This is a genomic window from Pontibacter roseus DSM 17521, from assembly GCF_000373265.1.
In the GTDB taxonomy this organism is placed as follows: Bacteria; Bacteroidota; Bacteroidia; order Cytophagales; family Hymenobacteraceae; genus Pontibacter; species Pontibacter roseus.
In genome coordinates this window covers 165,432-186,162 of the sequence record NZ_KB890768.1, presented here as the reverse complement: position 1 = coordinate 186,162, position 20,731 = coordinate 165,432, and the positions used below count along the sequence as shown (strand labels likewise).

Below are 20,731 nucleotides of genomic sequence, written 5' to 3'. Positions count from 1 at the left end.
CAAAAAACCTGGAATTTAAAGCGCGATTTCGAACTAAGCCCGGGCTATAAATCTTATACATTGTGACTATTCGTCTTCATCATTTATATGCTGATTGATTTAAAAATAAAGAACTACGCACTGATAGAGAAGCTGGAGATGAATCCATCGCCGGTGCTGAACATCATCACGGGAGAGACCGGTGCCGGTAAGTCCATCATGCTGGGTGCCATCGGACTGCTGCTGGGCAACCGCGCCGATTCTAAGCTGCTGTTCAACCAGGAGCAGAAGTGCGTTATTGAAGGGGTGTTTGATATCTCGCAGTACAACCTGAAGGAGGTGTTCGCCGCCGAGGACCTGGACTTTGACGACCAGTGCATCCTGCGCCGCGAAATAAGCCCGAGCGGCAAGTCACGGGCCTTCGTCAACGACACGCCGGTGACGCTGGACGTGCTGCGCAAGATAGGGGAGAACCTGATGGACATCCACTCGCAGCACGACACGCTGCAGTTGGGCGATACCAGCTTTCAGCTCAACATCCTCGACATCTATGCCGGCAACACCTCGCTGGATATCTACGCGGGCAACCTGTCTTACCTCAAAGATTACAACGACACCTACCGCAGGTATAAGAAACTGGAAGGCGACTACAAGAAGCTGACCGACCAGCTGGCGCAGGCGCAGAAGGAGCTGGATTACAACACTTTTCTGCTTAACGAGCTGGAGGAAATAAGCCTGCAGCAAGACGAACAGGAGCAGCTGGAGACGGAACTGAAGGAACTGGAGAACGCCGAAGACATCAAGCTGAAGCTGACGCAGGCGGTGCAGTATCTTTCCGAGTCTGAGTTCAACATCACCTCCGCACTGAAAGACACGGCGCACCTGATTGGGCAACTGGCGGCATTCTCACCTAAATATGAGGAACTGCGCACCCGCACCGAGAGCTGCATGATTGAGCTCAACGACATTGCCGGAGAACTGGAAGACGCCGAACGCAGAACCGAGGCAGACCCATCCCGCACCACCGAGGTGCAGGAGCGCCTGAACGTCATCTATACCTTGCAGCGCAAGCACCAGGTACAGACCATTGCGGAACTGCTCGAGATACAGCGCGAGTTGGAAGGCAAAGTGGGCAGCGTGCTCAACCTTGACAACGCCATTGCGAGCACCGAGAAGGCCTTGAAAGAGGTTGAGAAGGAGATGCTGGAGAAAGCGGCTGTGCTGTCTGAGCGCCGCAAAGCCTCTTTTGGCAAGTTCGAGCAGGAGCTCTATACCTTGCTCGCCGAACTGGGTATGCCGAACGCCCGCATCGTGATACAGCACAAAAACGCGGCTCCGTCCGCCACGGGCACCGACGAAATCAGCATCCTGTTCAGCGCGAACAAAGGCTCTGCCCCGCAGACGCTGGTGAAGGCGGCCTCCGGAGGTGAGTTCTCCCGCCTGATGCTCAGCGTGAAGTACATGCTGGCCGACAAGACGGCCCTTCCTACCATTGTGTTTGACGAGATTGACACAGGTATATCCGGAGAGGTGGCTGTGAAGGTGGGCCGCATGATGCAGCAGATGGCGCAGAAGCACCAGATTATCGCCATTTCGCACTTGCCGCAGATAGCGGCGCAGGGCAATTCGCATTACTTTGTATACAAGCACGACACCGAAGACCGCACCATCAGTCGGGTGAAGAAGCTGAGCGAGAAAGAGCGTGTAGACGAAATCGCGCACATGATTGCAGGCGCTAACCCGAGTGCAAGCGCCTACAAGAGTGCAAAAGAGTTGCTTTCACTATAACGAGTTATTGCTATATTGCCGCACCGTTTGGTGCCTGCCTGTCGTGCAGGTATAGGCGGTCAGGAAATAGCCACAAAACAACATAACACATAGAAGACATGTCTTACAATCTGCTTAAAGGAAAGAAAGGAATCATCTTCGGGGCGCTGGACGAGAAATCCATTGCCTGGAAGGTAGCGATGCGTGCCAAAGAGGAGGGCGCTGAGTTTGTGCTGACGAATGCGCCGCTCGCCATGCGTATGGGCGAAATCAACAAGCTGGCCGAGGCCTGCAACGCGCAGGTTATACCTGCTGATGCAACTTCGGTGGAGGACCTGGAGAACCTTTTTTCCAAAGCGCAGGAAATTCTGGGCGGCAAACTCGACTTCGTGCTGCACTCCATCGGCATGAGCCCGAACATCCGCAAAGGCAAGACTTACGGTGACCTGAACTATGAGTGGTTCCAGAAGACGCTGGACATCTCCGCACTGTCTTTCCATAAGGTGATGCACGTGGCTGAGAAGCAGGATGCCATGAACGAGTGGGGATCTATTCTGGCGCTTTCCTACATCGCGGCTCAGCGCGTGTTCCCTGACTATACCGACATGTCGCAGGCGAAGGCGGTGCTCGAGTCCATTGCCCGCAACTACGGCTACCGCTATGGCAAGCTGAAGAACGTACGCGTGAACACCATTTCTCAGTCGCCTACTAAGACAACGGCTGGTACCGGCGTGGGTGGTTTCGATGCCTTCTATGAGTATGCCGATAAGATGTCGCCGCTTGGTAACGCATCGGCTGAGGCTTGCGCTGACTATTGCATTACGATGTTCTCTGACCTGACCCGCATGGTGACGATGCAGAACCTGATGCACGATGGTGGCTTCTCTACCATGGGAATCTCTGAGGATGTAGTCAACATGATCAGCAAGTAATCTGCCTAAAATTTGGAAATACAGGTATAGGAACCCCTATTTGATTCCTATACCTACAGATAGCAAGAGCCTCTGGTGCGTCAGCGCCAGAGGCTCTCTTCTTTTTATACCTGGATGTCTTTGGTTACTCCTCCTCCCGGTGCACCGAGTTGATGTCAAAGGCTGGCACGCACACGGACCAGTACTCCGTCTCTTCGGCGTAGGGATTGGAGTAGCGTATGCGAGCCCCAGCTTTAATCAGTATCGACTCCCCGGCTTCCACCACCACTTCTTCGCCATCAATCTCTATCATCTTGCGGCCCCGAAGCACGATGGTTATCTCATCGAACTCCGGTGTCTGAAGGGGCTCACTCCAATGCGGCGGGGCCACCATATGCGCTACGCTGAAGGCGTTTGTACGGGTGGAGGCAAGCCCAAAGTGCTCTTCAATCAGCTTTCCGTCGGTGGTGGGTACCCGGAAAGGCTTTGTCTGCTTCAGGTATCTTTTCTCAGTCATAGTTTGCTTAATATAAGGTATAGCTGATGGTGCCTCACTGCTTGTCGGGACAGGCTCCCTGGGTATAGGCGGTCACGCCGGCGCGGTTCGCCTCGCAGGCGTTGCCGTAGGTTTTGTTGTCGCAGCCGCACACCGGGTCGTACTGCATGGTGCACATCTGGTCCGGGTTGATTTTGGCTTGGTCAATGCAGGGCGTCTCCACTTCCGCATTTTTGCAGGAGTAAAATCCCATAACTACCAGAAGGGCAGTGGCAATGGCTGGTTTTTTCATAGTGTGTAAAAGTATAAAGTATGTGGTTATACGTGTTGGTTTCCCTCAAGTGCGGTAGGTCCATCCGCGAACGCTAAGCAACAGTGCGATACAGATTGCCAACCAACTGTCCCACTAGTCGTATGTAGGTTGGAATGTAAAATTAGCTAAATTTTGATACCAAGGCATTTTTCAGAATAGCCGTGGTCTTCGCAAAGGCGCTATACCTTCATCAAAACTAAACAATTGCAAAATGTTAGATAACATGAACGACGACAAAGGAAAAATCTTATTAGCCACATTAGCCGGCATTGGTGCCGGTGTTATTGCAGGTGTGCTACTGGCTCCGGGTAACGGCACTGCCACCCGCGACAGCCTTAGAAGAACCCTCTACAAAGTAGGCGACGACATACAGGGAACCGTGAAGAGCTTCATGGACAAACTTGAAAGAGAGAAAGTGACAGGCGCAGGCAGCAGCCTGACCATGCGCGGCTCCTGGGACGACGTGAAAGGACAGCTCAAGCAGAACTACGGTGACCTGACAGACGACGATTTGATGTACGTGGAAGGCCAGGAAGACGAACTTCTGGGCCGCCTGCAGCGCAAGCTGGGCAAGACCAAAAACGACATCGTACGTATGATTTCGGAGCTATAGTATTGACTATGCTACCAGAGAAAGCCTAGTAAGACGACTTGCTGGGCTTTTTATATTCTCATATAATAGAAATCTATAGTATAGTTATAACTTAATGCTGCCTCTAACCGTTATTAGGACAACAACCGTTTTAGAGGATAAAACAATCAGATAATTTATAAACAAAAGAACTATGAAAGATAATAGCGGAAAGGTAATGCTCGCCCTTCTGGCAGGTGCCAGCGCAGGCGTTATCGCTGGCTTATTGATGGCTCCTGACACAGGCGAACAAACTAGAACAGGTATCAAGAAATGGGCTAACAAGCTAAGCAAAGACCTGGAGAAGAATCTTCAGTCAGGCCTTGACGAAATCAAGAACATGAGCAGCGAAGCCATGAACAAAATGGGTGGCGCTGCTGGCGGCGGCTCTTCTGCTGGCAATACCGGTGGTGGAAGCAACACAGGCGGTGGCACCTCGGGTGGCAGCACTTCTGGTGGCGGTGGTACTTCAGGTACTGGCTCTGCTGGTGGCGGTTCTACTAGCGGTGGCTCTACCGGTGGTGGTTCTACTAGTGGTGGTGGCTCAACTTCAGGCGGCGGAAATACTGGCGGTGCTTCGGGTGGCGCTGGTGGTTCAACTTCAGGCAGAAACGCCTAGTTTCCAGGCCCATAAGCTGACCTACACTAACATTTAATTGACAAGGCTGCCGCCGAAAGTAGAGGCTTCCTCCGCTTTGTGAGGCGATAGCAACTTGTTGTAAGCCAAGGAGCCTGCTCGTTTACGAGCAGGCTCCTTCTTTTTTCCGAAGGTCAGGTTTGGGCATTTGGTGCTAACCTTAGCCGAGTCCTCGCGTTATTATTTTATAGCTATTCACGCGGATTTATTTTTTAACATAAAGCACATACACTATGAGAACGAAATTGGATTATAGAAGCATGGGAGAGTCAAAGGGGACATACAGCAACACTAGAGGAGCCTCTTCCTACAGTAGCAGTAGCAGCAGTACCAACTCTTCTGTGAGAAAGATGAAGGACAAACTCATGGGATCTTCGCCTATGCGCATGTCTGGCTCTACTGCCAGTGTAGCCATGGGTCTGTTGGCCGGAGCTGGTGTAGGTGTGCTGGCAGGTATACTGATGGCTCCTGATAAGGGAACTACCACCCGCAGAAGAGTGGCAGACTCAGCATCGTGGGTAGGCCGCGGCATCACCGAGGCTTTAGGCAGCAACAAGAAAAGAATGGGTTCCAGCCAGCAGGGTAGAAACACCCGCGGCCGAATGGACAACATGACGGACGGAAGCGAATTCTAAAAGTAGTATTCAGAAAATCTGTAAACCAGAAGGGCCCGCTACAGTGTAGCGGGCCCTTCTGGTTTATGAGGTATAGCTTTGGTGCTACTCGTCTTTCTTTTCCGGCTTCATCTGCGGGAAGAACAGCACATCCTGAATGGAGTGCGAGTTGGTCATAATCATGCTCAGGCGGTCGATGCCGATGCCTAGGCCGGCCGTAGGTGGCATGCCGTACTCTAGGGCGCGCAGGAAGTCCTCGTCCAGTACCATGGCTTCCACGTCGCCGCGCTTGCCCAGTTCCAGCTGCTCCTCGAAGCGGGCGCGCTGGTCAATTGGGTCGTTAAGCTCCGAAAAAGCGTTGCAGATTTCCTTGCCGTTGCAGATGGCCTCAAAGCGCTCTACCAGCCCCGGCTTGCTGCGGTGCTTCTTGGCCAGCGGGCTCATTTCTACCGGGTAATCGGTGATAAACGTCGGCTGAATCAGGTATGGCTCGCAGGTCTCCCCAAATATCTCATCGATGATTTTGCCTTTGCCCAGTTTCGGGTCCACTTTTATACCCAGCTTCTCCGCAGTCTGGCGCAGCTCCGGCTCTTCCATCTCCGAAATGTCAATCTTGGTGAAGTGTTCGATGGCCTCAAACATGGTGAAGCGTTTCCAAGGGCGCTGGAAATTGATGATGTTCTCTCCGACTTTCACCTCGGTCGTACCGTGCAGGTCCATGGCTACTTTCTCCACCATCTCTTCTACCAGGTCCATCATCCAGTTGTAGTCTTTGTAGGCTACGTATAGCTCCACCTGGGTGAACTCCGGGTTGTGGAAGCGGCTCATGCCTTCGTTACGGAAGTCCTTGGCAAACTCAAACACCCCGTCAAAACCGCCTACAATGAGACGCTTCAGGTATAGCTCGTTGGCAATGCGCAGGTATAGCGTCATGTCCAGCGTGTTGTGGTGCGTCTTGAACGGACGCGCCGCAGCACCGCCGTAAAGTGGCTGCAGGATAGGCGTCTCCACTTCCAGGTAACCTTTCTCCGTCAGGTACTGGCGCATGGAATTTACCAGTTGCGTACGCTTACGAAACGTCTCGCGCACATGCGGGTTCACAATCAGGTCCACGTAACGCTGGCGGTAGCGCAGTTCTGGGTCACTGAAGGCATCGTATACGTGCTCCACACCGTTCTCATCTACCTCACGCTTCACAATCGGCAGCGGCTTGAGCGATTTGGTTAGGATTTTCAGCTCGGTCACGTGCACGGATATCTCACCTACCTGTGTCACGAAAGCATAGCCCTTGATGCCGATGAAGTCACCGATGTCGAGCATCTTCTTGAACACGGTGTTGTACATGTCCTTGTTCTCACCCGGTGCGATGTCGTCGCGCGACACGTAAATCTGGATGCGGCCGGTGCTATCCATGAGTTCGGCAAACGAGGCCTTGCCCATCACACGGCGGCTCATCAGGCGGCCTGCCAGGGTCACTTCCTGGAAGTTGTTCTTGTCCTTATCGAAATTCTCCTTTATCTCTTTGGCCGTGGCAGTAACCTCAAAAGTCTCAGATGGATACGGGTTGATGCCCATTTTCTCCAGCTCTTCTCGCTCGTGGCGTCTGCGTAGTTCCTGTTCGCTCAGTTGCATGCGCTATATGTACTAAATGTGTCCGTTATGAATAAACCGTAAAATTGCTAAATAAACAGCAGCTTTTAAACATATAATCGGTGAATGTTCAGGAGGATGAGAGAATTGTGTTTGGTGAAGGTGGACTCTATGGGTTACTGCTGGTGTAGCTCTTTCTAGTTGCCATACCCTGTTTTGTCTTTTTGCATAGCTACTGCCGTTCCGGTGCCCTTATACCTACAGCAGCGTTGCTGCTGTTCGAGCCTTCAAGCCGCGGGTGCTTCGTTCTTAGTGAGTTTCCACTAGCTTCGCCCTTTGACCTTGAGTGGCATCAGCTACAGCGCCTATACTTCACCAGCAGCAACAGCAGGCTCCCCTCTTTGGACAAGGGGGGAACCGTACAGTGCCGGTTGCCCGTGCACGATTGACATCCCCCTGCCCCCTTCGAAGGGGAGTTTCGGCTATAGCTTCTCTCAGGTATAGTCGCTGTGGTACAGAACACCGGCAGGTTTAGCAAACTAACTTACAAGCTTTGCCACGGAGCAGCGGCACTGGCCAAGTAGGCATCACTTGACGCTCCACTGTCCGAGCGGTCAGCGAGTGGGGGGTCTTGATTCTTTTGCTTGCTTTGGGGGAAGGGGCCCTCAATCTCATCAAGGAAAAAGTGAGAGCCCGCCGCACATGCGAGGCTATGCAACAACGCAGCGAGCACATACAGTAACAGCAGCTACGCAGCCACAAACCAAGCAAGCATGGATGAGTCTGAAAGCAAAAGGCCCCTGCAGGCTATGCACTGCAGGGGCACCGATATATGAAGTAGATATTTTTACGATTAAGCAGCGGTACGCATCCTGTTGTCGCCGTCGTGGAGCAGTGGCTTCACCTTGTCCTGCAGCCTGGCCTCTACAAATGAGCCTTGCAGGTAGGCAGGTAGTTGCTCCACGAACTCATCGTAACGCTGCAGCCCCATGGCCTGTGCCACATAACATTCATGGATGCCATTCAGGTAGCTCACAATCTCGAGGAGCGACTGGTGGAATAGCTTAAAATCAATGTCAGCCTGCACGAAACGCTCAATCTCGCGGTGCGAGTTGGAGATGCGCAGCCTGGCCAGCAAATCAAACAATGTGGTATAGCCAATGCGCCAGGTCAGCTGCTGCCAGTGCTGTGGGCCGAACTTCTGTAGAATCTCACCATTGCGGCTGCTACGGATGGCAGTAGCTGGGTTGGCCTGCACTTGCTGACGCACAGCCTTCGCCTTCATCCGGCGCGTCGTGCGCAGGAACTGACCAATCTGGGCCTGGGCCTCCAGTTCTTTGTTGGCAATCTGCAGCCCTGGCTTGTAGTGCGCCAGCGGCAGACGGTTCACATTGAAATCGTCGTAGTGGCCAGACGCATAAAAACTCATAGCCTGCGGGTAGGCGTTCTTCACAACCAGCCTGCCGGCCTCCCGCATCACCAAGGCCTCACTGTTCGTCTTCACCTGCCGGGTGTGCAGGAAAGCCTGCAGACTGGCAAACACGGCATAGTAAGCCTGTGGGAAGGTCCAATGGAGGGCATTGCGTATGTAGCTGTCATCACCCAGTTCGGCAGTGGCACGAAGCGCATACTCCGTGCTCCAGCTGTTGAGCAGCAGCCGCTTCACCGCCTCCACATCCTGCTCACCCAACTCATCGGGCACTTCCCTGAAGTAGGCCAACTGGTGCAGACCCATTCCTTCGTAGTGGTTCAAATGGTAGTTTATCGCAAAGAAGTAGTTGAGAAACACCTGCGCCGGAATGGACTTATGCCACTCTTTGTCCAGCTGTTTCTGCTCCTCCGGATACAACGATATGATATTTTCTTCTTCTCTCTCTTTCATGTTTTTAAAACATCTCAGGAGCCGCAACAGTTGCAAAAACAGCATCTTTTTTAAGTTTTTTAATACATTTAACATGCTGCAAATCAATGCGTTATAAATTAACTTTGAGATTGAAAAAGTATTTTGAATCATCCTAAAAAATCCTGATTCATAACACATGCTGCGGGTTTAAAGGCAAGGTATAGCTGCGGGGTTTTGCCACTCTGACGCGACTACACGTATCAGGGAAAGAGAGTGAAAAAGCGTACGTAAACCAATGCGACATATGGACCTATCCTACATCCTGAACGAGCTAGGCGAAGACCGGGAACTGTACTTCCAAGCCGTGGCCCCGCCCATTATGCAAACGAGCAATTTTGCTTGCAAGACCGTAGAGGACATGCGGAAGATGCTGCGGAACGAGTCGGAGGCCTACTTCTATACCCGAGGCAACAATCCTACCGTCACGATGCTGGAGAAAAAGATGGCCGCTCTGGAGGGAGCAGAACACGGCATCGCCTTTGGCAGCGGTATAGCGGCGGTTTCGGCGGCGGTGCTCTCGCAGGTGAACGCGGGTGACCATGTGGTGTGCGTGAAGAAGCCCTACAGTTGGACCAACGCCCTTATGCAGCGCTTCCTGCCGCGCTTCGGAGTAGAGGTGACCATGGTGGACGGCACTGACCCGGACAACTACCGCAATGCCATCAAGCCCAACACGCGCCTGCTATACCTGGAAAGCCCCAACTCCTTCACTTTCGAGCTCACAGATATTGCCGCCATCACCGCGCTTGCCCGTGAGAACAACTGCAGTACCATCATCGACAACAGTTTTGCCACGCCCCTCTACCAAAATCCCATCCAGCTGGGTGTTGACCTGGTGGTGCACTCCTGCACCAAGTATATTGGCGGCCATTCCGATGCCATGGGTGGCGTCATCTGTGGCAAACGGGAAGTAATCAACCAGATATTCGAGCGGGAATACATGACGCTGGGCGCGGTGCTGTCGCCGCACGATGCCTGGTTGCTGCTGCGCGGGCTGCGCACTTTGCCTGTGCGTATGGAGCGGATAGCGGCAACCACCCGCCAAGTGGTGGCTTGGCTGGAACAGCAGCCTCAGGTGGAGCGGATACTGTACCCGTTCCTGCCGTCGCACCCGCAGCATGAACTGGCCCTGCGGCAGATGCGCAGCAACACCGGGCAGTTCAGCATAGCCCTCAAAACAGACGATCTTCACAAAGTGGACCGCTTCTGTGACAGCCTGCAGCACTTCCTGATGGCGGCCTCCTGGGGCGGGCACGAGTCGCTGATATACCCGGCGGCGGCTTCCTACAACTCCGGCAATTACAAATCTTCGCTCAACTTCAACCTGGTGCGCTTTTACATCGGTCTAGAGGATGCTGACTATTTGATTAAGGACATAGAGCAAGCCCTGGCCAAGCTCTGACGCAGAGGCCGTTCGTTTATGAATGATTCACAGGTATATTAAGAATTATTTATTTTTAATAATTCGGCAACATTAGATTAAAACCATATTGTTACATTTGTATGATGGTTTTACTCTACGCTTACTGTAGCCTCAAGCAAATGTGCATCAATACGTTGCATTTACCTTCCTCTGGAAAATCAATCTCAAATCTACCTTATACTTATGTTTAAACATTTACACAAGGTGTCTGCCTTTGTGCTGGTTTGTTGTGGCCTGATGGCCGGCAACGAGGCACTGGCGCAGACCAATCCGCAGCCACAAACGCTGCCTTACTCGCAGGACTTCTCCAGCCTGGAGCATGCCTCTACAGCATACCCCGACGGGTGGCAAGGCTGGTTGCTGTCTACTAGTCCTGGAGCGAACTTTAGAACGACTCCGGCTACTGCCGACAGAGCCATGTTGGCTAGCAGCACATCCACCACGACCAATGGTGCGATTCACAACTACAATGGCAAGATAGGTTTGCTGAACAGCGGTTCTGTGGACCTAAGCATAACCTTTGCCATCACTACCTTGCAGAAGACTGCTGTCAATGTGGCTTTTGATATGATGACGCTGCGCAACCCGTATGACGGCGGAAGCAACACCCGTATCAACGAGATCGTGCTGCAGTACCGCGTTGGAACAAGCGGCGATTTCATCAACATTGAAGGCACAGGATACCAGAACAACACGGAGAAGTGGGCTACCAGTGGTAATACAGAGCCTCAGAAGGTAGAATCTTTTACCGTAACCCTGCCAGAGGCGGCTGAAAACCAGGAAGTGGTGCAGTTACGCTGGGCTTCACGCCAAATCAGCGGCGGCGGTTCCAGACCGAGCTTTGCCGTGGACAACATTGAGGTGACCAGCCTGAGCGACAGCAAGAACCCTATTGTGTTGGCTCCTGCTACGCTTGCCTTTGGCGATGTGGTGTTGAACCAAGCCAACGTTTCTTCCTATACCCTGACAAGCGCCAACATCACGGGCAACGTGCAGTTGACCGCCACAGGAGGCTTCCAAGTTTCAAAGCTGGAGACAACTGGTTTCGCTACCAGCCTTTCCTTCTCAGCTGAGGAGATGGCCGCCAACCCTACTGTGTTTGTGCAGGTGTCGCCAACTACAGCAGGCGCTTTGTCTGGCTCGATTTCACATAGTGGCCAAGGTATAGCTACTGTCGTAACTGAGCTGACAGCCAATGCAGTTAGCCCATTTGCTCAGGACTTTAACAACTGCTCTACCACACTGCCAGGCGGCTGGAAAGCCTATAGCGTAACTGGCGACCAGGTATGGGGCTGTACGACTTTCGGAAGAGAGACTGCTGAAAACCCACGTAACAACGGTGTTCAAATTAACGGCTATGCCGGCGGCGCCCAAGACAACGAAGACTGGATGATTTCCCCTGCACTGGATTTGTCTGATTTCAACATTGCCGCCCTTTCTTTCTGGAGCCGTACCGCCTTTACAGGTCCTGGTCTGAAACTGATGGTATCGACTAACTACGATGGCAGCAGCGCACCTGCCACTGCCACCTGGACAGAACTCAATGGCGATTTTCCGGCTGCCGCTTCTGACGTGTGGAAGCAGTCGATTGTGAACCTCACTGCTTACAAAGGTGCTGCTGTGCATGTGGCATTCGTCTATACCTCTGGCGTTGACCTGAATGCCGCCCGCTGGACCCTGGACGATTTCGCTGTGGAGAACGTGGACCAACTGTTGGTTACCAATGAATTCAGCGTTGACTTCGGATTGGTGGAAGTGCCAAATGCCTCTGCTCCGTATACCTTCAATTTCTCTGCGCTGGGCTACCCAGAAGATATGACGCTGTCAGTAGGAACCGATTTCGAGCTTTCCAAAAACGGACAGACTTATGCTTCTTCACTCGTTTATACTGCTGCTGAAGCGAGTGCCTCAAACCAGGTATACGTACGCTATAAGCCAGGCAGCACTAAGCTGCGTTCTACTGGCCAACTGACGTACACAAGCGGCGATTTCGCTGTGGTGAAAGGAAGCCTGACCGGCACTTCTCTGCCGAAGAGCAGCACCCTAGACATCGTATCCTGGAACCTGGAGTGGTTTGGCGCTGACAAAGACGACAGAGGCGCAGAACTGGGTCCGGATAACGAGGAACTACAGTTTGCTAACGCCAAAAAGGCACTGCAGACACTGGACGCTGACATCGTTGCCTTCCAGGAGATTGCGAATGATGCCGCCATGGCCAGCCTGATGGCTGAGTTGCCAGCCTATGACTTCGTTCGCTCTGATGTGCATTCGTACTCCTGGGACCCAAGCCGCAACCTGGTGCCTCAAAAGCTTTATGTTGCCTATAAGAAGGACGTGGTAAAAGTGAAGAGCCAGAAAGTACTGCTCAACAAGCTGTATCAGGACGTGATTGCCGGTACAGCTACATTGCCAAACTATCCTGCTGCGCAGACGAGTTTTTGGGCAAGCGGCCGCCTACCCCTGATGGTGGAACTAGAAGCCACCGTAAACGGAGTAACCCAGCACATCTATGTGGTGAATCTCCACACCAGAGCCAACTCCGGTACCAACGTGACGCCATACAACCAGCGCAAGTACGACGTGCAGGTGCTGAAGGACAGCCTTGCGGCACAGTACCCGAACGTAAACTTGGTGATGCTGGGCGACATGAACGAAGATGTGGACGTATCGGTAGTAAACGACCTGCCTTCTTCCCTGAACCCATTTGTGCAGGATGCAAATTACAAAGCCTTGACCTACGACTTGAGCGTGGCAGGTGGCTATACCTACGCGAGTGGTTCATTCCAAAGCTTCCTGGACCACATCATCGTGTCGAAGTCTTTGGTGGATGAGTACATTGAGGAATCTGTTTCAATCGAGAACCAGCTGCTCAGTCTGATTCCAAACTACAGAAACACCACGTCTGACCACGTGCCGGTATCGGCCCGCTTCAGCTTCAGCGCTACGCCTGCGGTTAGCTTCGCAGAGGCCACCGTGACCAAGACAGAAGGCAACGCGCCTTTTGCCGTGAACCTGACACTGTCAACCGCACAGCCGAAGGAGCACACGGTATACCTGACGGTGAAGGATGGTGCCACTGCTTCAGCCGCAGACTATACTATTGCTCCGGCTGCCGCGAACAACGTGATTGCGGTAACCGTTCCGGCCAACGCCACATCCACTTCTTTTGACGTGAGCCTGCTGGACGACCAGCTGGTAGAGCCGACGGAGCAGATGACCTTCTACATCAACAACGTGACCACTGATTTAGCTATGGCTGCCGCGGCCCGCAGCTTCACGCTCGCCATCCGCGACAACGACTTCCCGGCAGGTATAGCCAATGGCCAGGACTTAGCCTTCCGTCTGTACCCTAACCCGACGCAGGGAGCTGTTGTGAACATCTCGTTGCCGGAAGAGGTATCGGTGATGGAGGAGATGACGCTGGTGTTGCGTAACGCAAACGGTGTGATGCTCTACGAACTGAGCGGCAACCTAGACAGCGTGCAGCAGCAGCTGAACGCGAAGGTGGCCGACCTGCGCAACGGCATGTACTATGTGCAGGTGCAGGTGCAGGTAGCAGGCAAGCTATACCAGACCAAGCTCGTTCGAAACTAAGCAGTCAGAAATGACATAATGGGAGCGGCCTTCTACAAAGTAGAAGGCCGCTTTTTTGTTGTCAGGTATAGCGGCAAAGCCTGGAAGAAGTGTTGGGCAGGTATAACCTGAGCCGGTGGCAAACAGTAAGCCTATAGAAAACAAGCCAAACGACTATGAAAGACAAACCACAGATTATAAACAATGTGCACGGGGCAACGCTGATAGGGGCGGGGCTAGCCAGTTACCTGCTCAACGAGAAGCGACCCACCACAGCCCTTATACCGGCGTTGGCCGGAGGCTCCCTGCTGTTGATGAGCAAGGGCATCGAGAAAGGCAACCAGAAGCTGGCGCACGTAGCAGTTGGCGTAACGGGGCTGCTGCTGGCGCAGACTTCGCGCATGTTTCTACAAGCCGCCATACCCGACACAGAGACAGAAGCCAAGTTTGACAGTGAAACCCTAAACCGCCGAAAGCTGATGTTCGGACTGATGAGCACGACAGGTATAGCCGCCATGGCTACTTACATTGCCGGTTTTATCGATAAAAGGCGAGAGAAAAACAGGTGATTTAAAGTAGTTTTTCCTGAGAAGTAAAATTGGAGTTGCAGTCAGAACATATAATGTGCTCTCCATAGAGAGGCAGGAGGGAATTGCTTGACAACAATTCACTGAAACAGACAGAGCCCGCAGGTGCTATACCTACGGGCTCTGTCTGTTAGGCTATACCTGGTTAGAAACCCACTGCCATGTCATCACCGCGCGGGTCTGCGCCTCCTTCGAGTTTGCCGTTGGGAAGTACCAGAATGCCTTCCACGGCGCCATACTTGCCTCTTTGCTTCAGTTTATACCCTTTGCTTTCAAGTGTCGCTCTTACCTCAGGCGAGATAGCGTCCGGCTCATGCTGAATCTCATCGGGCAGCCACTGGTGATGAAAGCGGGGAGCGGCTACGGCTTCCTGCATGGTCATGCCGTGTTCCACCACATTCAGGATGGTCTGAAAAACGGAGGTGATGATGGTAGAGCCTCCTGGCGTTCCCACCACCATGAAGAGTTTCCCGTCTTTCTCTACAATGGTGGGCGTCATGGCACTGAGCATGCGCTTTCCGGGCTGCACGGAGTTCGCCTCACCGCCTACCAAGCCAAACATGTTGGGTACGCCTGGCTTGGCGCTGAAGTCATCCATCTCATTGTTCAGCAGGAAGCCGGCACCTTCCACGACCACCATAGAGCCATAGCCGCCGTTGATGGTGGTAGTGATAGAGGCGGCGTTGCCGAACTGGTCTACAATGCTGAAGTGCGTGGTCTGGTCAGACTCGTAAATGGGCAGTTCTCCGGCCTTCACGGCAGACGATGGCGTAGCCTGCGCAAGGTTGACATCATCCATCCGGTTTTTAAGGTAAGTCCGGTCCAGCAGGCCGCTCACCGGCACGTCGTAGAAGTCTGGGTCGCCCAGGTAGGTGGCCCGGTCAGCGTATACCCGGCGCTCGGCCTCCGTCATGATTTGGATAGTCTGTGGTTGTTGCCAGCCTGTTTCCTTCAGGTCGTATGGTTCCACCATGGTGAGAAGCTGCAACAAAGCTATACCTCCGCTGGATGGCGGTGACATAGAAGTGAGCTTGAAATCTTTGTACTGACCTGTTATAGGTGTACGCCACACAGCGTTGTACTCCTGCAGGTCCTGATGCGAGATAAGGCCGCCGCCGCGCTGCATTTCCTTTACAATCAAATCGGCTGTCTCGCCGGTATAGAAGCCAGCCCGTCCCTTGTCGCGGATGCGCTCGAGCGTTCGGGCCAGGTCTAGGTGGTAGAGCGTGTCCCCTGCCTGCCAGGTTTGCTGGCGCACCAGGTAGGGGAGGTGCTTGTTATAGGCCACCATCTCCTCCTTGGCATTGTTGAGCATGCGTGCCTCCCGCGGTGTCAGCACCACGCCCTGGCGGGCCAGGTCAATAGCGGGTTGCACCAGTTCTGCAAAGGGAAGCGTACCCAGTTTCTCATGAAGCTTCACCATGCCATCCACGGAGCCAGGCACGCCGGCGGCCAAGTGGCCCAGTAGACTCAGGTTCGGTACCACATTTCCTAGAGAGTCCAGATACATATCACGTGACGCGGCGGCGGGGGCTTTCTCCCGGAAATCGAGGGCGCCGGTCTCACCGGTGTGGTGGCGGTACACCAGAAAGCCACCGCCCCCGATGTTGCCAGCCACCGGATAGCACACGGCCAGGGCAAACTGCGTAGCGATGGCCGCATCGTAGGCGTTGCCCCCCTTGCGGAGTATCTCCAATCCAATTTTAGATGCGTCAGGATGGGCGGATACCACCATGGCTTTATCAGCAACCACACCCCGATTTGCAGCCTCCGTGCCGGTTCTGGAACCGGTGGCACAGCCCGAGACGGTAAGAAGTATGGCAGCGAAACAGGTGAAGGTATGGAGCCTAGCTTTGGGTTTATAGGCGTGTATGGTTAGTCTCATAATCAGCGTTTTTAGTGGAAGGATGATGTGCAAAATAAAAAAAAGCCGGTTATAAACATAACCGGCTTTCCTAGTCAGGCTGTGGTTAGCCTATTTGATATCGCTCTTGATGATGGCTACCGCCTCCTCTACATAAATGTCTTTCTGCAGGTTCTTGATGAAGTCCTTGTTACGAGCAAGCTTGGCGGTGTCTCCGGCAATGGCCTGCAGGTCCATCTTCATTCTCGACACATTGAGGGTCGGCACGCTCTTCTGGGCTTCCTCCAACTGTTTGCTGGCGGCCTCACTCTTCTTCTCTTCCTCCATGTACTTCTGCAGGCTCAGGGAGCGAGTGGTGATGTCTGACTGCTTTTTCAGACGCTGTCCGCTCTGCTGAATCAGTTTGAAGCTCTCGTTGCTGGCCATGCGACTACGGCTGTTCGCCTGGATGGATGGTATGTTGAGTTTGCTCTGTGTCCACGGCTTGTAGCGGGCAGGGGCTATCTCATCGAACGGAAGCGGATACTCCTGCTCTTTCTCGCCAAACTCCAGGAAGCTGTACATGTCAGGCAACTCCACATCCGGCTTTACGCCACGCAGCTGCGTAGTGCCGCCATTGATGCGGTAGAACTTCTGGATAGTCAGCTTCAGGGCTCCGAAGGGCTTGTAAGGGTCGAACTGCGATGGCAACGCCTCGTCCAACTCAAAAAACTGCTGTACCGTTCCTTTGCCGAAGGTAGGGCTACCCACAATCACGGCACGTTTGTAATCCTGCATGGCAGCGGCCAGAATCTCAGAGGCAGACGCGCTGTTGGCATTCACCATGACTACGAGCGGGCCACCATATTGCACCGCGGCGTCTCGGTCATCGAGCACCACTGTTTTGCCAGAAGCTGCCCTTATTTGCACAATCGGCCCCTGCTCAATGAACAGGCCGGCCATCTCCACGGCATCAGCCAAAGAGCCACCCCCGTTATTGCGGAGGTCCAGAATCAGGCCTTCCATACCTGCTTTCTTCAGCTTCTCTATTTCGGCCTTCACATCGGCGCCGCTGTTACGGCCACCCTTGCGCTCAAAGTCAGCGTAGAAGCCAGGCAGCTTGATGTAGCCTATTTTCTTGTTGTCGTCAATCATGGCGGACTGTGCGTACGTCTCCTCAAACACAATCACGTCACGGATGATGGGTATGATGCGGGTGCTACCATCTGGCTTTCTCACCGTCAGGCGGACCTCAGTTCCTTTCTTGCCACGAATCAGTTGGATGGCGTCGTCGAGGCGCATGCCTTCTACCAGCACGGGGTCACCGTTGGCCTGTGCCACTTTTTGGATGGCATCACCTGGCTTCAAATCACCTTGCAGGTACGACGGGCTACCCGGCACAATTTCCACTACCTTTATCTGACCGTCTTTCTCTTGAAGTGAGGCGCCTATACCTTCCAGGCGACCTGTGAACTCAATGTCAAAATCGGACTTGGCCTTTGGAGGGAAGTAACCGGTATGCGGGTCATATACATTGGCCACTGCGTTGATGTAGGTAGCACGGCGGTCGTCGCGCGTCACCTGGTCCAGCCGCTTGTACAGTTCATTGTAAGCAGTCAGCACCTTTTCTCTGGCCTCCGCCTCCAGTTGTTCTGGTGTCTTCTGCTCTTTGTTTTCGCCTTTGGCTTTTGCCTGCTGCTGTTGCATGTCAGCCAGTCGCACCAGGGTCTGGTACTTTAGCTGCTTTCTCCAGGCTTCCTTCAGTTCTGCCTTGTCTTTGGCGAACTTCAGTTTCTCCCCGTCCAGCTCTATCGTTTCGTCTTTGGTGAAGTCGAATGGTTTGGCCAGAATCTCTTTGTAGAAAGCCGCAGACTCTTTGGTGCGCTTCTCAATCAGGTCAGCCGATATGTCGAAGAACTCGAAGGAGCCCTGGCGCAGCTGGTCGTCCAGTTGGGTTTCATACTTACGCAGCATGGCCACGTCAGACTCCAGCAGGAACTTCTTGTTGAAGTCCAGGCGGTCCAGGTATAGGCCGAACGCTTTCTTGGAGAAGTTGTCGTCTACTTTCTCAGGGCTATAATGGGCTGAGCTAAGGCCTTGCATCAAGGCCTTTATCAGTATCTCGTTTTTCCCCTCAGGTACGCTGTTCTTACTGTAGAGTATGAAGGAGCCCGTGAGCAATATCACGGCCAGCACAGAGAGGAATATTTTTAATCTGGTTGTCAAGGATAGCATCTAATTAGGTTAGTTGGACTACAAAGCTATACGCAAAAGTAATGCCGCAGATGGTATGGCAGCGGCTTCTTTGGCTGCGACTCCTAATGTAGTATAAATAATACTCTATCACAAAGGATGCAGCAGGCAGTATAGCTACAGGCAAGGGCGGTAAGATGTTTACGCGCACGCCCACTGTTTATTATAACTGTTCTACATTTTTTTTCGTTTCCGATGGAGAATAAAACTTGGGTATAGCGGTCGTGCCACTTGCGCGCGCGCATAGCTAGCGAGCGGTCCAGGGGGCTGGGTTCTGTAATGTAAACCTGAGTAAATAGACAATAGGAGAGGCTATGAAGACAATACTATTTTTTGGAGACAGTCTGACGGCAGGGTATGGGTTGCCAGCCTCCCAAGCTTATCCATCGCTCATACAAGCGAAGCTGAAGGAGGACGGCTACGACTATACCGTCATCAACGCCGGTATAAGCGGCGACACCACAGCCAGTGGCCTGTACCGGCTGGACAGGTGGCTAGGCAAGCCGGTGGATATTTTTGTGCTGGCTCTAGGGGCTAACGATGGCCTGCGTGGCATACCTGCCCGCGAAACATCCCAGAACCTGCAGCAGATGATTGACAAAGTGAAGCACAAAAGCCCTGAGGCGCAGATAATCCTATCCGGTATGGAGATTCCAGACATCGTACCGGGACGTTATGCGGCTGAGTTTCGGGTGCTGTTCCGGGAACTGGCCATCAAGAACAACGTCTCTTTCGTGCCTTTCCTGCTGGAAGGGGTGGCCGGCATGCGCCACCTCAACCTGCCGGATGGCGTGCATCCCAATGCGGAAGGGCAAAAACTGCTGGCACGCCATACCTGGGCGGTGCTGGAAGGGCTATTGAAGAAAGATGCTTAAAAAACGAAAGGCGAAACTCAAGTGCTTCGCCTTTCGTGCTGCGTGCGGTATGGCTAGTTCTTCTGGTCCTGCCGGCGCTCCATGGCCTCTTCCATGTGGGCGCGCACTTCTTTCGCGCTGTTTCTAGCCCAAAGGTTAAATGGGGCGTTGTCTGTCTCTTTAAAGTCCTTCACTTTGTCATCGAACTCTCCCAGAGCCTCTTTGTGAGCCTCCACGACGGTGTCCCAGTAGGCTTTGTCAAACTCTTTGGAGTCTTTGTCGCGCAGTTCCTGCACCTTTCCCATCTGGTCCTCGGTCATGTTTGCAGTCAGCATGGCCGAATCCTGCCCGGCAATTTCCTTTAACTCCTTTTGCCTTTCGCCGTAAAGGTCCACCATTTTCTGGCCATACTCCCTTACCTGCGTGGCGCCGCCTTTCTCAACTGCCAGCTTGCCGAGTTCCATCTGCAGGGCAGAGTTCGTGAAGGCATAGCCCATAAACTCACGTATGTCCTCGCTGAAGGCCGTCGTGTCTGCGGAGGTCGTCTCTGTCTCGACGGTCTGCTCTGTATCCGTAGCAGTGGTCGTGGTCTGTTCCTGTGAGCCGGAGTCACAGGATATAAAGGCAACGGCTCCGAAAATAAGGCCCGCTGCCATCCATAGGTTCTTCATAGTTTTATGCTTTAGAGTTAGCGTGATAGTTTCCTAAAGCATACGAAACTGATGCGAATTGTTTGCTACCCCTGTACTTTGGCAGTGGTGGAGAGCAGGTTCTGTAACATAACCAGCGACAGCGGCTTCTGCAGAAAGCCCTGTACAACACAGTAGCTGAGGGCTCGTTTTTTCAGTTCTTCCTCTTCTGAGGATGATAGGATGATGATGACTGCGTCCTGTGTCTCCTGAAAACCTGCCTGGTAGTAGTACTCCAGAAAAGTGAACCCGTCATGGTAGGGCATGGTAAGGTCAAGCAGAATCAGGTCAGGGAAAGATGGCTCTTGGTGCTGCTCCGAATTGCGCAGAAAATCGAATGCTTCGGGTACACTTTGGCATACCGAGGTGCGGTGGCTGATATCGGCATCCTCCAGTATGATTTGCGTGAATACATTGTTTATCTCGTCGTCGTCTACAATCAGAATGTGATTGAGCTTGTGCATCCTACCCTCCTTTAAGCTGATGAAATTTCAGGCAATTTAGGAAGGTTTTACCTTTTAATTACTCTTTTTAATGGTAAAATTAAAATAATAAAATAAATGATTATACTTTAGGATATTAGGGTTGTGCTGCAGGTATAGGAGGAAAGGGAGGCGGCAAGAATATAGAAGACCTGCTTTGGTGGTAATACTCAGCATGTTGCAGCT

At 53.0% G+C, this 20,731-nt stretch carries 17 protein-coding genes; 9 read left to right on the top strand and 8 right to left on the bottom strand.

All coding sequences use genetic code 11. The annotated features are described in order from the left end of the window. Nucleotides 1-87: 87 nt before the first annotated feature. Nucleotides 88-1,767 carry a DNA repair protein RecN gene (gene recN / locus B051_RS0118995; protein ID WP_018479816.1) on the top strand — a complete coding sequence of 560 codons (1,680 nt, stop codon included), beginning with the start codon at nucleotides 88-90 and terminating at the stop codon, nucleotides 1,765-1,767. A gap of 98 nt (nucleotides 1,768-1,865) precedes the next feature. Then, on the top strand, nucleotides 1,866-2,678 hold the full coding sequence (locus B051_RS0118990) for an enoyl-ACP reductase FabI (RefSeq protein ID WP_018479815.1): 813 nt from the start codon (nucleotides 1,866-1,868) through the stop codon (nucleotides 2,676-2,678). A 124-nt stretch (nucleotides 2,679-2,802) separates the two neighbouring features. Here B051_RS0118990 and B051_RS0118985 read toward each other — a convergent pair whose 3' ends face one another. Continuing rightward, on the bottom strand, nucleotides 2,803-3,174 hold the full coding sequence (locus tag B051_RS0118985) for a cupin domain-containing protein (RefSeq protein ID WP_018479814.1): 372 nt from the start codon (nucleotides 3,172-3,174) through the stop codon (nucleotides 2,803-2,805). Nucleotides 3,175-3,208: 34 nt separating this feature from the next. Then, nucleotides 3,209-3,445: a Kazal-type serine protease inhibitor family protein gene (locus B051_RS0118980; RefSeq protein WP_018479813.1), complete on the bottom strand. Its 237-nt coding sequence runs from the start codon at nucleotides 3,443-3,445 to the stop codon at nucleotides 3,209-3,211. A gap of 232 nt (nucleotides 3,446-3,677) precedes the next feature. On the opposite strand from B051_RS0118980, the gene B051_RS23010 reads away from it, so the two are divergent. The 3 genes from B051_RS23010 (at nucleotide 3,678) to B051_RS22775 (ending at nucleotide 5,369) form a co-directional block, all read left to right on the top strand. Continuing rightward, a complete protein-coding gene (locus B051_RS23010) occupies nucleotides 3,678-4,079 on the top strand; it encodes a CsbD family protein (RefSeq protein ID WP_018479812.1) in 402 nt (133 codons plus the stop codon). Nucleotides 4,080-4,251: 172 nt separating this feature from the next. After that, entirely contained in the window at nucleotides 4,252-4,716 is a 465-nt protein-coding gene (locus B051_RS0118970; protein ID WP_018479811.1) for a YtxH domain-containing protein, read from the top strand. A 251-nt stretch (nucleotides 4,717-4,967) separates the two neighbouring features. Beyond that, nucleotides 4,968-5,369: a YtxH domain-containing protein gene (locus B051_RS22775; protein WP_083919481.1), complete on the top strand. Its 402-nt coding sequence runs from the start codon at nucleotides 4,968-4,970 to the stop codon at nucleotides 5,367-5,369. An 84-nt stretch (nucleotides 5,370-5,453) separates the two neighbouring features. On the opposite strand, the gene lysS is transcribed toward B051_RS22775, so the two are convergent. After that, nucleotides 5,454-6,980: a lysine--tRNA ligase gene (lysS, locus tag B051_RS0118960; protein WP_018479808.1), complete on the bottom strand. Its 1,527-nt coding sequence runs from the start codon at nucleotides 6,978-6,980 to the stop codon at nucleotides 5,454-5,456. Nucleotides 6,981-7,791: 811 nt separating this feature from the next. Then, nucleotides 7,792-8,820, bottom strand: coding sequence for a hypothetical protein (locus B051_RS0118955; RefSeq protein ID WP_051080688.1), 1,029 nt, complete (start codon nucleotides 8,818-8,820; stop codon nucleotides 7,792-7,794). A 265-nt stretch (nucleotides 8,821-9,085) separates the two neighbouring features. Here B051_RS0118955 and B051_RS0118950 point away from each other — a divergent pair, with 265 nt between their 5' ends. The 3 genes from B051_RS0118950 to B051_RS0118940 all read left to right on the top strand — a co-directional run bounded on the left by B051_RS0118950 (nucleotide 9,086) and on the right by B051_RS0118940 (nucleotide 14,406). Continuing rightward, nucleotides 9,086-10,243, top strand: a complete 1,158-nt coding sequence (locus B051_RS0118950; protein WP_018479806.1) for a trans-sulfuration enzyme family protein — start codon at nucleotides 9,086-9,088, stop codon at nucleotides 10,241-10,243. A 204-nt stretch (nucleotides 10,244-10,447) separates the two neighbouring features. Then, nucleotides 10,448-13,858, top strand: coding sequence for a T9SS-dependent choice-of-anchor J family protein (locus B051_RS0118945; RefSeq protein WP_018479805.1), 3,411 nt, complete (start codon nucleotides 10,448-10,450; stop codon nucleotides 13,856-13,858). 155 nt (nucleotides 13,859-14,013) lie between these two features. Next, the gene (locus B051_RS0118940) at nucleotides 14,014-14,406 is read left to right on the top strand and encodes a hypothetical protein (RefSeq protein ID WP_018479804.1); all 393 of its coding nucleotides are present in this window, start codon (nucleotides 14,014-14,016) and stop codon (nucleotides 14,404-14,406) included. Between the two features lie 163 nt (nucleotides 14,407-14,569). Here B051_RS0118940 and ggt read toward each other — a convergent pair whose 3' ends face one another. Next, nucleotides 14,570-16,309, bottom strand: a complete 1,740-nt coding sequence (gene ggt / locus B051_RS0118935) for a gamma-glutamyltransferase (protein WP_033317062.1) — start codon at nucleotides 16,307-16,309, stop codon at nucleotides 14,570-14,572. 90 nt (nucleotides 16,310-16,399) lie between these two features. Further along, a complete protein-coding gene (locus tag B051_RS0118925; protein ID WP_018479801.1) occupies nucleotides 16,400-18,502 on the bottom strand; it encodes a carboxy terminal-processing peptidase in 2,103 nt (700 codons plus the stop codon). A 332-nt stretch (nucleotides 18,503-18,834) separates the two neighbouring features. Here B051_RS0118925 and B051_RS0118920 point away from each other — a divergent pair, with 332 nt between their 5' ends. After that, nucleotides 18,835-19,395 carry an arylesterase gene (locus B051_RS0118920; protein WP_018479800.1) on the top strand — a complete coding sequence of 187 codons (561 nt, stop codon included), beginning with the start codon at nucleotides 18,835-18,837 and terminating at the stop codon, nucleotides 19,393-19,395. A 53-nt stretch (nucleotides 19,396-19,448) separates the two neighbouring features. Here B051_RS0118920 and B051_RS0118915 read toward each other — a convergent pair whose 3' ends face one another. Together B051_RS0118915 and B051_RS0118910 are read right to left on the bottom strand one after the other, a co-directional pair. Then, the gene (locus tag B051_RS0118915; RefSeq protein WP_018479799.1) at nucleotides 19,449-20,045 is read right to left on the bottom strand and encodes a DUF4142 domain-containing protein; all 597 of its coding nucleotides are present in this window, start codon (nucleotides 20,043-20,045) and stop codon (nucleotides 19,449-19,451) included. Nucleotides 20,046-20,110: 65 nt separating this feature from the next. After that, nucleotides 20,111-20,527 carry a response regulator gene (locus B051_RS0118910; protein ID WP_018479798.1) on the bottom strand — a complete coding sequence of 139 codons (417 nt, stop codon included), beginning with the start codon at nucleotides 20,525-20,527 and terminating at the stop codon, nucleotides 20,111-20,113. Nucleotides 20,528-20,731: the final 204 nt, after the last annotated feature.

What these genes read in the sequence shown, in the direction of transcription:
- recN (WP_018479816.1), top strand. Translation starts at nt 88, where the DNA reads ATGCTGATTGATTTAAAAATAAAGAACTACGCACTGATAGAGAAGCTG.
- B051_RS0118990 (WP_018479815.1), top strand. Translation starts at nt 1,866, where the DNA reads ATGTCTTACAATCTGCTTAAAGGAAAGAAAGGAATCATCTTCGGGGCG.
- B051_RS0118985 (WP_018479814.1), bottom strand. Translation starts at nt 3,174, where the DNA reads ATGACTGAGAAAAGATACCTGAAGCAGACAAAGCCTTTCCGGGTACCC.
- B051_RS0118980 (WP_018479813.1), bottom strand. Translation starts at nt 3,445, where the DNA reads ATGAAAAAACCAGCCATTGCCACTGCCCTTCTGGTAGTTATGGGATTT.
- B051_RS23010 (WP_018479812.1), top strand. Translation starts at nt 3,678, where the DNA reads ATGTTAGATAACATGAACGACGACAAAGGAAAAATCTTATTAGCCACA.
- B051_RS0118970 (WP_018479811.1), top strand. Translation starts at nt 4,252, where the DNA reads ATGAAAGATAATAGCGGAAAGGTAATGCTCGCCCTTCTGGCAGGTGCC.
- B051_RS22775 (WP_083919481.1), top strand. Translation starts at nt 4,968, where the DNA reads ATGAGAACGAAATTGGATTATAGAAGCATGGGAGAGTCAAAGGGGACA.
- lysS (WP_018479808.1), bottom strand. Translation starts at nt 6,980, where the DNA reads ATGCAACTGAGCGAACAGGAACTACGCAGACGCCACGAGCGAGAAGAG.
- B051_RS0118955 (WP_051080688.1), bottom strand. Translation starts at nt 8,820, where the DNA reads ATGAAAGAGAGAGAAGAAGAAAATATCATATCGTTGTATCCGGAGGAG.
- B051_RS0118950 (WP_018479806.1), top strand. Translation starts at nt 9,086, where the DNA reads ATGGACCTATCCTACATCCTGAACGAGCTAGGCGAAGACCGGGAACTG.
- B051_RS0118945 (WP_018479805.1), top strand. Translation starts at nt 10,448, where the DNA reads ATGTTTAAACATTTACACAAGGTGTCTGCCTTTGTGCTGGTTTGTTGT.
- B051_RS0118940 (WP_018479804.1), top strand. Translation starts at nt 14,014, where the DNA reads ATGAAAGACAAACCACAGATTATAAACAATGTGCACGGGGCAACGCTG.
- ggt (WP_033317062.1), bottom strand. Translation starts at nt 16,309, where the DNA reads ATGAGACTAACCATACACGCCTATAAACCCAAAGCTAGGCTCCATACC.
- B051_RS0118925 (WP_018479801.1), bottom strand. Translation starts at nt 18,502, where the DNA reads ATGCTATCCTTGACAACCAGATTAAAAATATTCCTCTCTGTGCTGGCC.
- B051_RS0118920 (WP_018479800.1), top strand. Translation starts at nt 18,835, where the DNA reads ATGAAGACAATACTATTTTTTGGAGACAGTCTGACGGCAGGGTATGGG.
- B051_RS0118915 (WP_018479799.1), bottom strand. Translation starts at nt 20,045, where the DNA reads ATGAAGAACCTATGGATGGCAGCGGGCCTTATTTTCGGAGCCGTTGCC.
- B051_RS0118910 (WP_018479798.1), bottom strand. Translation starts at nt 20,527, where the DNA reads ATGCACAAGCTCAATCACATTCTGATTGTAGACGACGACGAGATAAAC.